Annotated in this window: 11 protein-coding genes; 8 read left to right on the forward strand and 3 right to left on the reverse strand. The window is 37.9% G+C overall.

Translation table 11 applies throughout. The features are described from left to right. Nucleotides 1–47 precede the first annotated feature (47 nt). From FQ204_RS03770 to FQ204_RS03795, 6 genes are all read left to right on the forward strand, one after another. A complete protein-coding gene (locus FQ204_RS03770) occupies nucleotides 48–581 on the forward strand; it encodes an isoprenylcysteine carboxyl methyltransferase family protein (RefSeq protein ID WP_126467404.1) in 534 nt (177 codons plus the stop codon). 254 nt (nucleotides 582–835) lie between these two features. Continuing rightward, nucleotides 836–1672 (forward strand): PRD domain-containing protein, encoded by an 837-nt coding sequence (locus tag FQ204_RS03775; RefSeq protein WP_144208791.1) that lies wholly within the window; start codon nucleotides 836–838, stop codon nucleotides 1670–1672. Nucleotides 1673–1682: 10 nt separating this feature from the next. Continuing rightward, nucleotides 1683–3083 (forward strand): 6-phospho-beta-galactosidase, encoded by a 1401-nt coding sequence (gene lacG / locus FQ204_RS03780; RefSeq protein ID WP_144208794.1) that lies wholly within the window; start codon nucleotides 1683–1685, stop codon nucleotides 3081–3083. Nucleotides 3084–3096: 13 nt separating this feature from the next. Then, a complete protein-coding gene (locus tag FQ204_RS03785) occupies nucleotides 3097–3420 on the forward strand; it encodes a PTS lactose/cellobiose transporter subunit IIA (RefSeq protein WP_070241836.1) in 324 nt (107 codons plus the stop codon). 4 nt (nucleotides 3421–3424) lie between these two features. Next, the gene (locus FQ204_RS03790; RefSeq protein WP_144208796.1) at nucleotides 3425–5080 is read left to right on the forward strand and encodes a PTS lactose transporter subunit IIBC; all 1656 of its coding nucleotides are present in this window, start codon (nucleotides 3425–3427) and stop codon (nucleotides 5078–5080) included. A 112-nt stretch (nucleotides 5081–5192) separates the two neighbouring features. Beyond that, the gene (locus FQ204_RS03795; protein WP_144208799.1) at nucleotides 5193–7421 is read left to right on the forward strand and encodes a glycosyl hydrolase 53 family protein; all 2229 of its coding nucleotides are present in this window, start codon (nucleotides 5193–5195) and stop codon (nucleotides 7419–7421) included. A gap of 34 nt (nucleotides 7422–7455) precedes the next feature. On the opposite strand, the gene FQ204_RS03800 is transcribed toward FQ204_RS03795, so the two are convergent. The 3 genes from FQ204_RS03800 to FQ204_RS03810 all read right to left on the reverse strand — a co-directional run bounded on the left by FQ204_RS03800 (nucleotide 7456) and on the right by FQ204_RS03810 (nucleotide 10909). After that, nucleotides 7456–7713, reverse strand: coding sequence for a GIY-YIG nuclease family protein (locus FQ204_RS03800; RefSeq protein WP_003031921.1), 258 nt, complete (start codon nucleotides 7711–7713; stop codon nucleotides 7456–7458). Next, on the reverse strand, nucleotides 7703–8449 hold the full coding sequence (locus tag FQ204_RS03805) for a tRNA1(Val) (adenine(37)-N6)-methyltransferase (protein ID WP_144208802.1): 747 nt from the start codon (nucleotides 8447–8449) through the stop codon (nucleotides 7703–7705). The genes FQ204_RS03800 and FQ204_RS03805 overlap by 11 nt, the downstream gene beginning before the upstream one ends. A 105-nt stretch (nucleotides 8450–8554) precedes the next feature. After that, the gene (locus FQ204_RS03810) at nucleotides 8555–10909 is read right to left on the reverse strand and encodes a cation-translocating P-type ATPase (protein ID WP_144208805.1); all 2355 of its coding nucleotides are present in this window, start codon (nucleotides 10907–10909) and stop codon (nucleotides 8555–8557) included. Nucleotides 10910–11027: 118 nt separating this feature from the next. On the opposite strand from FQ204_RS03810, the gene FQ204_RS03815 reads away from it, so the two are divergent. Then, nucleotides 11028–11768, forward strand: coding sequence for a lysophospholipid acyltransferase family protein (locus tag FQ204_RS03815; RefSeq protein WP_144208808.1), 741 nt, complete (start codon nucleotides 11028–11030; stop codon nucleotides 11766–11768). Between the two features lie 46 nt (nucleotides 11769–11814). Beyond that, a complete protein-coding gene (locus tag FQ204_RS03820) occupies nucleotides 11815–12432 on the forward strand; it encodes a DJ-1/PfpI family protein (RefSeq protein WP_144208811.1) in 618 nt (205 codons plus the stop codon). The last annotated feature ends 100 nt before the right edge of the window (nucleotides 12433–12532 follow it).

The following is a 12532-nucleotide window of genomic DNA, read 5'->3' on the forward strand; positions in this document are numbered from 1 at the left end:
CCCCTCTTTATATAATAAAATAGATTATTTTATTATAAGGAGGTCGTATGACTTTATCAGGACTTATTGTTTTAGCGGTGTTTATATTTCGGTTGGTATTTCTAAAAATATCAATGAAGAATGAGAAAGCGATATTGGCAAATGGTGGGCGCGAATATGGCGTGCAAAATACCAAGTATATCACTATTCTTCACATTTTATTTTACCTTTCTTGCTTTGCTGAAGCTACGATACGTCAGGTTCGGTTTGACGCACTTAGTGCTATAGGTTTGGGGCTATTGCTATTTTCAATGTTTATGCTCTATGTTGTGACGCAATTATTAGGGGACATTTGGACAGTGAAATTGATGCTTGTAAACGATCATAAATTTGTTGATCATTGGCTTTTCCGCTATGTCAAACACCCAAATTATTTCTTGAATATCGTTCCAGAGTTGATTGGTTTAGCATTACTTTGTCATGCACTAATTTCATTTTGTATTCTATTTCCTCTGTATGCGGTAGTTTTGTATAATCGCATCAAGGAAGAAGAGAAACTGCTCAAAGAAGTCATTATCCCAAATGGTATTGCGCAGAAGTAAGTTATTTTTTTAAGTGTAGAATGAAAGATTTTAAATTTATACAAATTATCCATTTTGTATAAATTTTTAAAAAATAAAGTAGGAAAGGGTTTACAAAAGTTTGAAAATGTGTTAAACTCTATTCATAAAGTTAAATAAAACATGGATTGTAACTAAGAAATTAGGCGAGACCATAAATGACCCAAGTAAAAAATCTTGGTTTGTTTATGGCTTTTTTATGTTTTACAGAAAGATTGTTAGGAAGGAGGACACGAATGTTTCGAATTGTCCAGCCACTAAATAATAATGTTGCGGTGGTCAAAAATGAAAGTGGTGAACAGGCTGTTGTCATGGGGCTCGGTATCATTTTTAAAAAGAAAAAAGGGGATTTGCTGGCAGAAGAACGAGTAGAAAAAGTCTTTCAACTAAAAAGTGAAGAATCGTGCGAAAACTTTTCTGCTTTGTTAAAAGATGTTCCCTTGGACTTTATCACGACTAGTTATGAAATTATTGATTATGGTATTCAACAGTTCCAATTTCCAGTTCAAGAGTACATCTATGTAACTTTGACAGATCATATTTATTGTAGTTATCAAGCGCTGCAAAGAAATACTTATAAAAGTAATCACTTGCCGGATATGTCGGAGCAATATCCGACGGAGTACAAAATTGCTGAGCATGCTTTGGTGATTTTAAAAGAAAAATTGGATGTGGATTTTCCAAAAGATGAGATTGGGCGGTTAGCCTTACAGTTTATCAATGCGAAAGGCGAAGATGTCGTGATTAGTAAAGATGAACAAACACTGACCCGACAAATGATTGCTTTGGTGCAAGAGGAGCTCTTAAAACATGGTATTAAGCGGATGAAAAAGAATAGTAATTTTTATGATCGTTTAATGATTCATTTGACGTACTTTATTGAGCGTTTGGATCAAGATGACAGTGATTCAAAAGTTTCCATGAAGAATTTAGAAGAACATATCAAAAAGGATTATCCAGAAGCCTATCAAATTGGCGAAGATATTTATGAAGTCATTCGTCAGCATTTGGGTGGAGGACTTCATCCAAATGAAAAGGTATATTTGGTGATTCATATTCAAAGATTATTGTAAAGGAGAAGACATGTTTCAATTACCAGAAGATTTTATTTTTGGCGGTGCGACTGCTGCCTATCAAGTAGAAGGAGCTACAAAAGAAGGTGGAAAAGGTCCGGTCGCTTGGGATGAATTTTTAGAAAAGCAAGGACGATTTTTGGCAGATCCAGCCAGCGATTTTTATCACCAATATTCAAAAGATATTGAGTTGTGTGAGAAGTTTGGCGTCAATGGTTTGCGCTTGTCTATTGCTTGGAGTCGGATTTTTCCGAATGGACGTGGTGAAGTGAATCAAGAAGGAATAGATTTTTATCACCGTGTGTTTGCTGAATGTGCGAAACACCACGTCCTGCCGTTTGTTACATTGCATCACTTTGATACTCCGAAAGTTTTGTTTGATCAAGGTGATTTTCTCAATCGTGATACGATTGAAGCGTTTGTGGAATATGCTGAATTTTGTTTTCAAGAATTTCCAGAGGTTCATCATTGGAGCACTTTTAACGAAATTTATCCTGTGGCGACCAATCAATACTTGCTCGGTGTCTTTCCTCCGGGGATTCAGTACGATTTGAGTAAGGTGATTCAATGCCTGCACAATATGATGTACGCGCATGCGCGTGTAGTAAATCTTTTTAAGGAAAAGGGTTACCTCGGTGAAATTGGAGTGGTGCATTCTTTGGAAACAAAATATCCAGCAACAGACAGCGAAGAAGATAAGTATGCAGCTTTTCTGGATGATGCGCTTTCTATTCGTTTCTTGCTAGATGCTACTTATCTAGGTTATTATTCAAACGAAACAATGGAAGCTCTTAATGAAATTTGCGCTGCTAACAATGCTAGTTATGAATTCCTTGAAAGTGACTTTGAAGAAATGAAAAAAGCTAGTCACCGAAATGATTATCTTGGAATCAATCATTATCAATGTCATTTTGTTAAGGCTTATCAGGGCGAATCAACCATTCATCATAATGGAACGGGTGATAAAGGCACTTCGGTTTATAAAGTGAAAGGCATTGGAGAACGGATTTACAAGGAAGGGATTGAACGAACAGACTGGGATTGGATTATTTACCCAGAAGGCTTGTATGACCTTTTATTGAGAATTAAGAAAGACTATCCACATTATCAAAAGATTTATATTACTGAAAATGGAATGGGCTATAAAGACGAGTTTGACAATGGTATCGTCATGGATAAGCCACGGATTGATTATTTGAAAGTGTATTTGCAATCTCTAAGCAAAGCTATTGATGCTGGTGTTGTGGTAAAAGGGTATTTTCTTTGGTCTTTAATGGATGTTTTCTCATGGTCAAATGGCTACAATAAGCGCTATGGCTTGTTTTACGTTGATTTTGAAACTCAAAAGCGTTACCCTAAGGAATCAGCTTATTGGTACAAGCATGTTAGTGAAACAAAGATTGTGATTTAAGAAGGGAGATAAGATGAATAAAAACGAATTACAAATGTTGGGATTTGAAATCGTAGCTTATTCGGGGGATGCACGTAGTTGTTTGCTGAATTTGCTGAAAGAGGTTCGTCAAGGGAATTTTACAAATGTAGATGCTGCTTTAAAAGAAGCAGATGAAAATTTGAATTTAGCCCACAATTCACAAACGCAGATTTTAGCACAAGAAGCAGCTGGGGAAGATTTAGATTTAGGATTTATCTTTATTCACGGTCAAGATCATTTGATGACGACATTATTGTTAAAAGAATTAATCATAGATTTTATTGAATTATATAAAAATCAATACAAGGAGGACTAATTCCATGAACGGAATTATCAAACAAATCGAGAAAGGAAAACCTTTCTTTGAAAAAATATCACGCAATATTTATCTGGGTGCTATTCGTGACGGCTTTTTAGCCGCCATGCCTGCAATTTTATTTTCAAGTATTTTTATCTTGCTAGCAGCAATTCCAGAAATTTTTGGATTTAAGTTGCCAAATGACGTTTCCACCTGGCTTTGGAAAGTATATGGCTATTCTATGGGTGTAGTAGCTATTCTCGTGTCCGCAACGACCGCTCGTTGTTTGTCAGAATCAATGAACCGCAATATGCCGACCAACAAGACTATCAATTCGGTTTCTGTTATGTTGGCTTCCATTGTGAGCTTCCTCCTTTTAAGTGTGGATCAAATTGAAAACGGTTTAGCCAATGGCTACATGGGAACAAAAGGGATTTTAGCAGCTTTTGTAGCAGCTTTTATCACGGTGAATGTTTATAAATTCTGTGTATTGAAAGACATTACTATTAAGATGCCAAAAGAAGTTCCTGGAACGATTTCTCAAACTTTCCGTGACGTCTTTCCATTTTCATTTGCAGTATTTGCTGCTGTCCTGATTGATACAATCGTACGTTATTTCTTTGGGCATTCATTTGCAGAAGCTGTTATCACGCTTCTCCAACCTTTGTTTACCGCAGCTGATGGCTATTTAGGAATTTCAATTATTTGGGGAGCAATGGCGCTCTTCTGGTTTGTTGGTGTGCATGGTCCTTCAATTGTAGAACCAGCTATTGTCGCGATTATTTATGCAAATGTGGAAACAAATTTACAGTTGGTAAAAGCAGGTCATCATGCTTCAAACGTGTTGACAGTTGGACTTGGAAACTTCGTTGGCACAATGGGTGGTACAGGTGCAACATTGGTTGTTCCATTCCTCTTCATGCTCTTTGCAAAATCTAAGCAATTAAAAGCTGTCGGAAAAGCTTCCTTTGTTCCGGTTTGTTTTGCAGTCAATGAACCATTGTTGTTTGCAACACCGATTATTTTAAATCCTTATTTCTTTTTTCCATTTTTAATCACTCCAATGATCAATGTTTGTGCTTTCAAGTTCTTTGTTGATGTGTTAGGTATGAACAGTTTTATGTATGTCCTTCCTTGGGCAACACCAGCACCGATTGGCTTGATTTTAGGTACGGGTGCAGGAATCTTATCTATTGTGTTGATGCTGTTGTTGATCGTAGTTGATTCTCTCATCTACCTTCCATTTATCAAAGCGTACGATGATTCATTAGTAGAAGAAGAAGCGAAAAAGGCAGAAGTGATTGAGCTTGAAGAAGCAGCAGAAGCTGAAATAGACGATCAAATTCAAGCGGTTGCAGATGGAAAGCATCATAATATTTTGGTTCTATGTGCCGGTGCAGGGACAAGCGCCATGCTAGCAAATGCACTAACAGAAGGTGCAGCAGAACTAGGCATAGACCTCAGTTCAACAGCTGGTGCTTATGGTTCGCACTACGATATTATGAAAGATTTTGACATGATTGTGCTAGCTCCACAAGTCAATTCTTACTATGAAGATATTAAGAAAGATACGGATAAATTGGGCATCAAACTTGTTGCGACAAAAGGTGCTGAATATATCAAATTGACGCGTGATCCTAAAGGTGCTGTGCAATTCGTTCTTTCGCATTTTGAATAACTAGCCTTCTTATAAAATGTTCGTTTAAAAACTGATAAAACCTATTTCTTGTTTTATCAGTTTTTTAAAACGAACACTAAAATATTAAACTAAATAGAAATGGGAAAACTGTATGAAAATAGGATTAAGATTATCGCTTGTTTTTGCTGCTAGTCTTTGTTTGCTTGGAGGAGTCATTCCTATTAAAGCTAATGAAAATACTAAAATACGTGTTGATAAAGTAGAAAATTTATCATCTGATTTTATCATGGGGACGGATATTTCAACAGTAATTGCTCAAGAACAAAGTGGTGTAGAGTACAAAGATGAAAATGGGAATGTCAAAGATATCTTTGATATTTTGAAAGAAAATGGTGTGAATTATATTCGTGTCAGAGTATGGAATAATCCTTATGATCATAACGGACATGGTTATGGCGCTGGAAATAGCGATATAGAAAAGGCGATTGAGATTGGCAAACGAGCTACAGCACATGGTATGCGGCTACTAGTGGACTTTCATTATTCAGATTTTTGGGCTGATCCAGGACGTCAAGTTCCACCAAAAGATTGGACAAATATGAATGTGTCTGAAAAATCAGAGGCTTTATATCAATACACCAAAGCTAGTCTTGAAAAAATAAAAGCAGCTGGTGTCGATGTTGGAATGGTTCAAGTTGGTAATGAAACAACGAGTAGCGGGATAGCAGGTGAAGCAGGAGAGGAACGCTATCAGTTGTTTGCAGCAGGCGCCAAAGCAGTGCGAGAAGTGGATGCAACTATACTGATAGCTTTTCATTTTACCAACCCAGATAAAACGGAAACGATACTGAATTACGCAAAAGGTTTATCAGATCACCATATTGATTATGATGTATTTGCTACTAGTTATTATAGTTTTTGGCATGGTAATTTAGATAATCTGACTTCAGTTTTAAAGACAGTGACCGAAAAGTATGGGAAAAAGACACTTGTAGCAGAGACTTCTTATGCCTATACATTAGAAGATGGAGATGGTCAACAAAATGTTATCCGAACACAAAATCAAATGCTGGTAGGTGGTTATCCTGCCTCTGTTCAGGGACAATCGCATGCCTTACGAGATGTCATTGATGCAGCGAATAAAGCAAGTACATTAGGCATCTTTTATTGGGAACCAGCTTGGACACCGGTTAGTTCCAAAGGAAAAGAAGTAAATACATCTATTTGGGAGAAATACGGTTCGGGCTGGGCTTCTAGTGCCGCCATTGGGTATGATCCAAATGTCAATCAGGAAAATTACGGTGGCTCTGAATGGGATAATCAAGCATTGTTTGATTTTACAGGAAAAGCTTTGCCGTCACTTGCGACATTTAAATATGTTTATACTGGGTTGAATACAAATCTAGAATATGATAAGAATGAAGAAACAGAGCTGCAAGAGAGTTTGTTATCAAATTCTAGCTTTGAGGAAGAAGATCTTTCAGATTATACTTTTAACGATTTTATCAAGCGTAGACAAGACACGCCTAAAACAGGCAAGTATGCCATGAATTTCTACAATGGCACAAGCGATTATACAACTGGCGTTGAAAGAAAGGTAACACTTCCAGCAGGAACTTATCAATTTTCTGCTCAAATTCAAGGTGGTGATACAAATGCTTCAGAAGATATTTATGCTTTTGCTCGTGCTGAGGCAGTAAATGTTCAAAGTGAAAAAGTCAAACTAGCTGGTTGGTCAAATTGGCAGACAGCGAAATTGAACTTTACACTAACAAAAGAGACAGAGGTGACACTGGGAGTATTTGTGAAAGCAAATAAAGGTTCATGGGGAACAATTGACGATTTGCTTTTAACCAGAGAAGGAGTAGATAAGACAAAGTTGGAAACCGCTCTTTCTTCGGCAAAAGAAAAATTAGCGGAAACTATGCATTATACAAAGGATTCACTTGCGAACTTAAAAGAACAAGTAGAAGAGGCGCAAGCTATTTTACAAAAAGATGATGCGACACAAGCAGAGATTGATGCAGAATGTGAAGCATTACAGACTGCTATTCAAGCCCTTGTACCACTAGAAAATCAATCTTCATCTAATGTTCAGCATGAAGATGGTAAAAAAACAAAGGAAAATTCTAATAATAAAGAACAAAAAGGAGAAAACTCCCATGCTGGGTTGACAGATTCTGATTCGTCTAATAAAAATGGGAAGTCTTCTCAAACGAATAGGAACAAGGGAACTTTGCCTACTACAAGTGACAAAAAATTAGCTAAAACCAAAGAATTATTACCAAGTACAGGAACTAGCATGTCATATTTAGCTGGTATCGGTGTTGTTTTTCTGAGTGTATTTGTTGCTGTCATTTCTAAGAAAAATAACCAATAAATCATTGTAAAAAAGTAGAAAGACCTCCCGCTTTCTACTTTTTCTTATCTGCAATATATTCTAATTTTTGTTGTCGTGTTTTTCTTTTAAAGAGGGCCTCGGCTGACATGGCAGAAGGTTTGTCGGGAAATTCTTCTTGATACAAAAGAGTAACAGGTAATCGTGCACGGGTATATTTGGCGCCTTTTCCAGCATTATGTGTGTCTACTCGTTTTTTGACATCGGTCGTATACCCTGTGTAGAGAGAGCCATCGGAACATTCCAGAACGTACATATAGGCTTTAATTTCCATAGTAAATCTCATGAATTTCTGGAGTGTAGCTGCCATCTTCATTATGAATGAAAAGCGGTGGCAGGATTTTTAGACCATCACGAGAACCATCTTTAATAGCTTCAATGAGGAGCATATTGGCTTCGCGATTTGCTTTTGGGTAAACAAATTGAATGCGTTTTGGTGCTAAATTGTGAGCAGTCATAGTGTCAACAATATCAAGGAATCGTTCGGGACGATGAACTATTGCTAAGCGTCCGTTGGATTTCAAGACCCGTTGGGAAATTTGACAGATTTCTTCCAGATTTGTCGCAATTTCATGCCGTGCAAGCAGATAGTGTTGACTTGCGTTGAGATTAGAATGCTCATCTACTTTGAAATAAGGCGGATTGCAGAGGATCATGTCCACTTTGCTACCGTCGATATAGTGGGTGAGATATTTCAAATCATCTTGAATGACCTGCATTTGGTGGGTTAAACCATTTAGCTCAATAGAGCGCTCTGCCATATCTGCCAGTCTCTCTTGAATTTCAACTGCTATGATTTGAGCCTTGGTTCGGGTGCTTGCAAAAAGCCCAACGGCACCATTTCCAGCACAAAGCTCCACGATAAGACCACGTTTAGGTAAATTTGGAAAGCGAGAGAGGAGCACGCTATCTACTGAGTAGCTAAAGACCTCTCGATTTTGAATAATTTTGACGTCAGTAGAAAAGAGCTGATTGACTCGCTCACCGTCTTTTAAAAGAATTTCTGCCATATATCCTTATTATACCATGATGTAGAGGAAAAGAAGCAACAAAAATAAGTGGTAAGACAAAAATGTACGGTTTTTCTTACTGCTTATAGGTATTATTCTTAAGATTTATAAACTTTGCTCCCGTTTGTTCTGTATGTGTGTCACGACAATAAAAATAATTGTAAATAAAATCATCAAAATGATATAGATTGGGAAGCTATTGCTGGTTAGAGTAGCGATTTCGATGTACTTTTGCAGGAGAACGGCTGTTCCAAAGAAGCCAATGAGTGACCAGAGGATCAGCAGAATCCGCCAGAGATTGAGTGGCAGGCAGGCACGAACAACAGATAGAAAGCCGATAGAGCCTAATAAATAATAAAGTAGAGTTGAGATTTCCACCTGTGACCAGCCATGCAGCTCACCGAAAATATTGACAAATAAAACGCTAAAGACGACCATTAAACCGCTAGGTAGCGCCTTGAAAATTGCTTTTTTAAGGAAATCTTGTTCAACAGGTTTGATATTCCGCTCAAAGGTGAGGACAAAGGGCGGTAAACCTTCAACAAATTGGTCAATCAAGGTGATTTGAATGGGGATAAATGGAAAGACTAAGAGCCATTCTGCTCGACCCAGTAAGATACTGGAAATACAAATGATTGTCAAAATGAACGAATAAGTTGTTTTAATAAGGAAAATTGGTGCAATGCGGGCGATATTATTAACAACACGGCGTCCTTCAAAGAGAATTTCAGGGACATCGTTAAAATCAGAATTAAGCAACACCAGATTGGCAACTTGTCGTGTTGCAGGATCCCCTTCAGCCATGGCAATGGAGCAGTCTGCTTCCCGTAAGGCTAGAATATCATTGACTCCGTCACCAGTCATTGCTGTGGTATGCCCTGCTTTTTTCAGGGTTTGAATGATAAGTTTCTTTTGATGAGGAGAAACGCGGCCAAAGATAGCTGTCTTTTCTGTCAACTCAATCAATTCTTGATCCGTTACTTTTGAACAGTCAACATAACTTTGGTAATTTGAAAAACCAGCTTTTGCAGCAATGTTTGATACAGTAATTGGATTGTCACCTGAGATGATTTTTAAGCCCACTTCTTGTGAGCGTAAGTATTCCAAAGTATCAGCTGCTCCGTCACGAATCGGATCTGTGATTTCTAAAATGGCAATGGGTTGAATGCTACTTGGTAAGTGAATGTGTTTATGGTCAATGCGTTCAGGACTAATAGCTAAAGCGAGCACACGCGAACCACGCTTTTGAGCTTCCTGTGCTAGCTCAATTTCTTCATGAAAGAGCATTTCAGGCGCACCGAGAAAGACAGTACCTAAGTTCGACATTTCCATAGCTCCCCATTTACGGTCACTCGAAAATGGAATCATATTACTTGTTTGATAGTCAGTCGGAGTAGTAAATTGCTTGCGAATGGCTTGGGCAGTTGGATTATTGTCATCGCTTGCAGTGATATAAGCACTAAGAATATCAGAGATGGCTTGTTCTGAAAAATCTTCTGTGAGTGGGCTGACTGTTTCAACATGCATTTTTCCTTGTGTAATGGTACCTGTCTTATCAAGACAGAGCATATCAACACGGGCCAATGTTTCAACGGAGTACATTTCTTGTACGAGGACTTTTCGTAAGCCCAGCTTGATGACAGCTGTTAAAAGAGAAGTAATCGTTAAAAGAGCAATTCCTTTTGGCAACATTCCCAGAAGAGCTGTCGAAGTATTGACAACCGAATCTTTGACAGGCAAGTGTTTTACCAAAAGTGCTTCTAGAAAGAGCGCAATTCCGAAAGGGATAATGATTTTTCCTGTAAAACCTGCAATCCTGTCCATGGATTTCATGATACGAGAATTGATTGGTTTGACAGTCTTAGCCTCTAGCATCAGTTTAGAAGCATAATTATCAGAGCCTACATGAGTGATTTTAGCAATAACACGCCCGCTGGCAAGAAAACTTCCTGAGAGCAATTGCTCCCCAATCTCCTTTTGAACAAGGTCACTTTCACCTGTCAACATGGCTTCGTTCACTTCTGCAAAACCGTCTAAAACAGTTGCGTCACTTGGAATTTGCTCACCTGCGGTCAAACGAATCACATCGCCTAGAACCAATTCTTCTGGGTCAATAGATGTGGTTTGCCTGTCACGGATAACACTAATCTTTTCTTTATTTAAGAGATTGAGCTTGTCAACCATGTGCTTGGCGCGCAATTCGGTGACAATTCCAGAGAGGGCATTGAAGCAGATAACGGCGAAGAAGACCAGATTGCTCCATGCTTGTACAGTAACGAGTGCCACAGCAATGGCAAAATTTAACGCATTAAACAACGTAAAAACATTACGCTTGACGATTTGCCAGGTGCTTGTACTCGTATTGGCTGTAAAATTATTGGTAAGTCCTTGTGCAATTTTTTCTTGGACTTGCTGGTGGGTTAATCCCGTAAATTCTTTCATGTTCATGAGGATAATCATACCATTTTTTTAATAAAATTTCTAATAGAATCTATTCAGCTGCGACAGTTTTATGGCGAAAAAGTTTGCGAGCAGGCATTGGATAAGGTATAATGGAAGAAATAAGAAGGGAGAGCCTATGTTTTATAGATATTTGAGAAGATTGGTAATGTTGATTTTATGGGCCTTAAATGGCAATGCACACTACCACCATTTGGAGAATATTCCAGACCAAGAGGAAAATTATATTTTAGTGGCTCCACACCGTACTTGGTGGGATCCTGTTTACATGGCTTTTGCAACAAGACCCAAGCAATTTATCTTTATGGCAAAAAAAGAATTGTTTACGAATCGCGTCTTCGGTTGGTGGATTCGCATGTGTGGTGCGTTTCCGATTGACCGTGAAAATCCAGGAGCATCTGCTATTAAATACCCCGTTAAAATGTTGAAATCAAGCAATCGTTCTTTGATTATGTTTCCAAGTGGAAGTCGGCATTCGACAGATGTAAAAGGGGGCGTTGCACTGATTGCTAAAATGGCAAAGGTGAGGATTCTTCCGGCTGTTTATGTAGGACCGATGAGTCTGAAAGGTTTAGCAAAAGGCGAACGTGTAGATATGGATTTTGGACAACCTATTGATATTTCAGACATCAAAAAGATGAATGATGAAGGTGTGGAAGAAGTCGCCCGTCGTATTCAGACAGAATTTGATCGTTTAGATGCAGAAGTAGCAGCTCTTGAAGCGAAAAAAAGTCCAAATATATTATTGCTACTCCCTCGGTTGATTGCTTTGCTATTATCAATTGTTGTTGGCTTATTGACATTTGCTTTCAGTTTCATCGCAAGTTTCGTTTGGGATCCTGATAAACATAGAAAATAAAAATCTTGTAGAAGAAGTATGTCTCATCTTTCTAGAAGGAGCATCTATGAAAATAGCAGTTTTGCTGTATCCAGCATGTTCATTGCAGGAAACCACAACTTTGACATCAGCACTTTGTCTTTCTTTTGGACAATCTTTGGATTATCTTGCTTCAGAAAAGAAAGTTTATACGAGTGAAGAAGGATTGCAAGTTATTCCAGATTTTACTTTTAAAGAAGTGCAAAATGTAAAGTATGATTGCATCATATTGCCAGGCACGCTAGAGCCATTGGTTAGCCTTTATGATTCCAGACTAATCTCTTTTTTAGAAAGGATAGATACAAGGCGGACGATAGTAGCGGCTATTTCTTCATCTCCTATGTTTTTAGGAAAAGCTGATTTGTTGAGAAGCCGGTATTACACAGGTGGTCTGTATATGGAATTAGTAGAGTATTTTTCTTTTTTGGAAAAAGAAACTTTCCTCCATCAGCCTGTTGTAAAAGACAAGAATATTATTACAGCCATTGGATTTGCCTATGTAGAATTTTCTCAGACCGTTTTGAATGCTTTAGGATTAGAAGTGCCGAGCGATTTCTTTTTGAGAAAAAATTCCTACACTTCAGAAGAGTTAACGTATCATTTAGAGATAACCGATTACCAAGAAATACTGCAAGAAATTTTATGATATGAACAAAAATTCCAGGAATGATTTTCTGGTTTTTTTACTATGAATTTCAAGATAGAAGGAACTAAAATACACATAAAACATATATGAAAGCGCTTGC

The sequence above is a fragment of the Streptococcus constellatus genome, assembly GCF_902167705.1.
GTDB classification, from domain to species: domain Bacteria; phylum Bacillota; class Bacilli; order Lactobacillales; family Streptococcaceae; genus Streptococcus; species Streptococcus constellatus_A.

Coding starts and splice junctions, on each gene's coding strand:
- FQ204_RS03770 (WP_126467404.1), top strand. CDS start 48: ATGACTTTATCAGGACTTATTGTTTTAGCGGTGTTTATATTTCGGTTG.
- FQ204_RS03775 (WP_144208791.1), top strand. CDS start 836: ATGTTTCGAATTGTCCAGCCACTAAATAATAATGTTGCGGTGGTCAAA.
- lacG (WP_144208794.1), top strand. CDS start 1,683: ATGTTTCAATTACCAGAAGATTTTATTTTTGGCGGTGCGACTGCTGCC.
- FQ204_RS03785 (WP_070241836.1), top strand. CDS start 3,097: ATGAATAAAAACGAATTACAAATGTTGGGATTTGAAATCGTAGCTTAT.
- FQ204_RS03790 (WP_144208796.1), top strand. CDS start 3,425: ATGAACGGAATTATCAAACAAATCGAGAAAGGAAAACCTTTCTTTGAA.
- FQ204_RS03795 (WP_144208799.1), top strand. CDS start 5,193: ATGAAAATAGGATTAAGATTATCGCTTGTTTTTGCTGCTAGTCTTTGT.
- FQ204_RS03800 (WP_003031921.1), bottom strand. CDS start 7,713: ATGGAAATTAAAGCCTATATGTACGTTCTGGAATGTTCCGATGGCTCT.
- FQ204_RS03805 (WP_144208802.1), bottom strand. CDS start 8,449: ATGGCAGAAATTCTTTTAAAAGACGGTGAGCGAGTCAATCAGCTCTTT.
- FQ204_RS03810 (WP_144208805.1), bottom strand. CDS start 10,909: ATGATTATCCTCATGAACATGAAAGAATTTACGGGATTAACCCACCAG.
- FQ204_RS03815 (WP_144208808.1), top strand. CDS start 11,028: ATGTTTTATAGATATTTGAGAAGATTGGTAATGTTGATTTTATGGGCC.
- FQ204_RS03820 (WP_144208811.1), top strand. CDS start 11,815: ATGAAAATAGCAGTTTTGCTGTATCCAGCATGTTCATTGCAGGAAACC.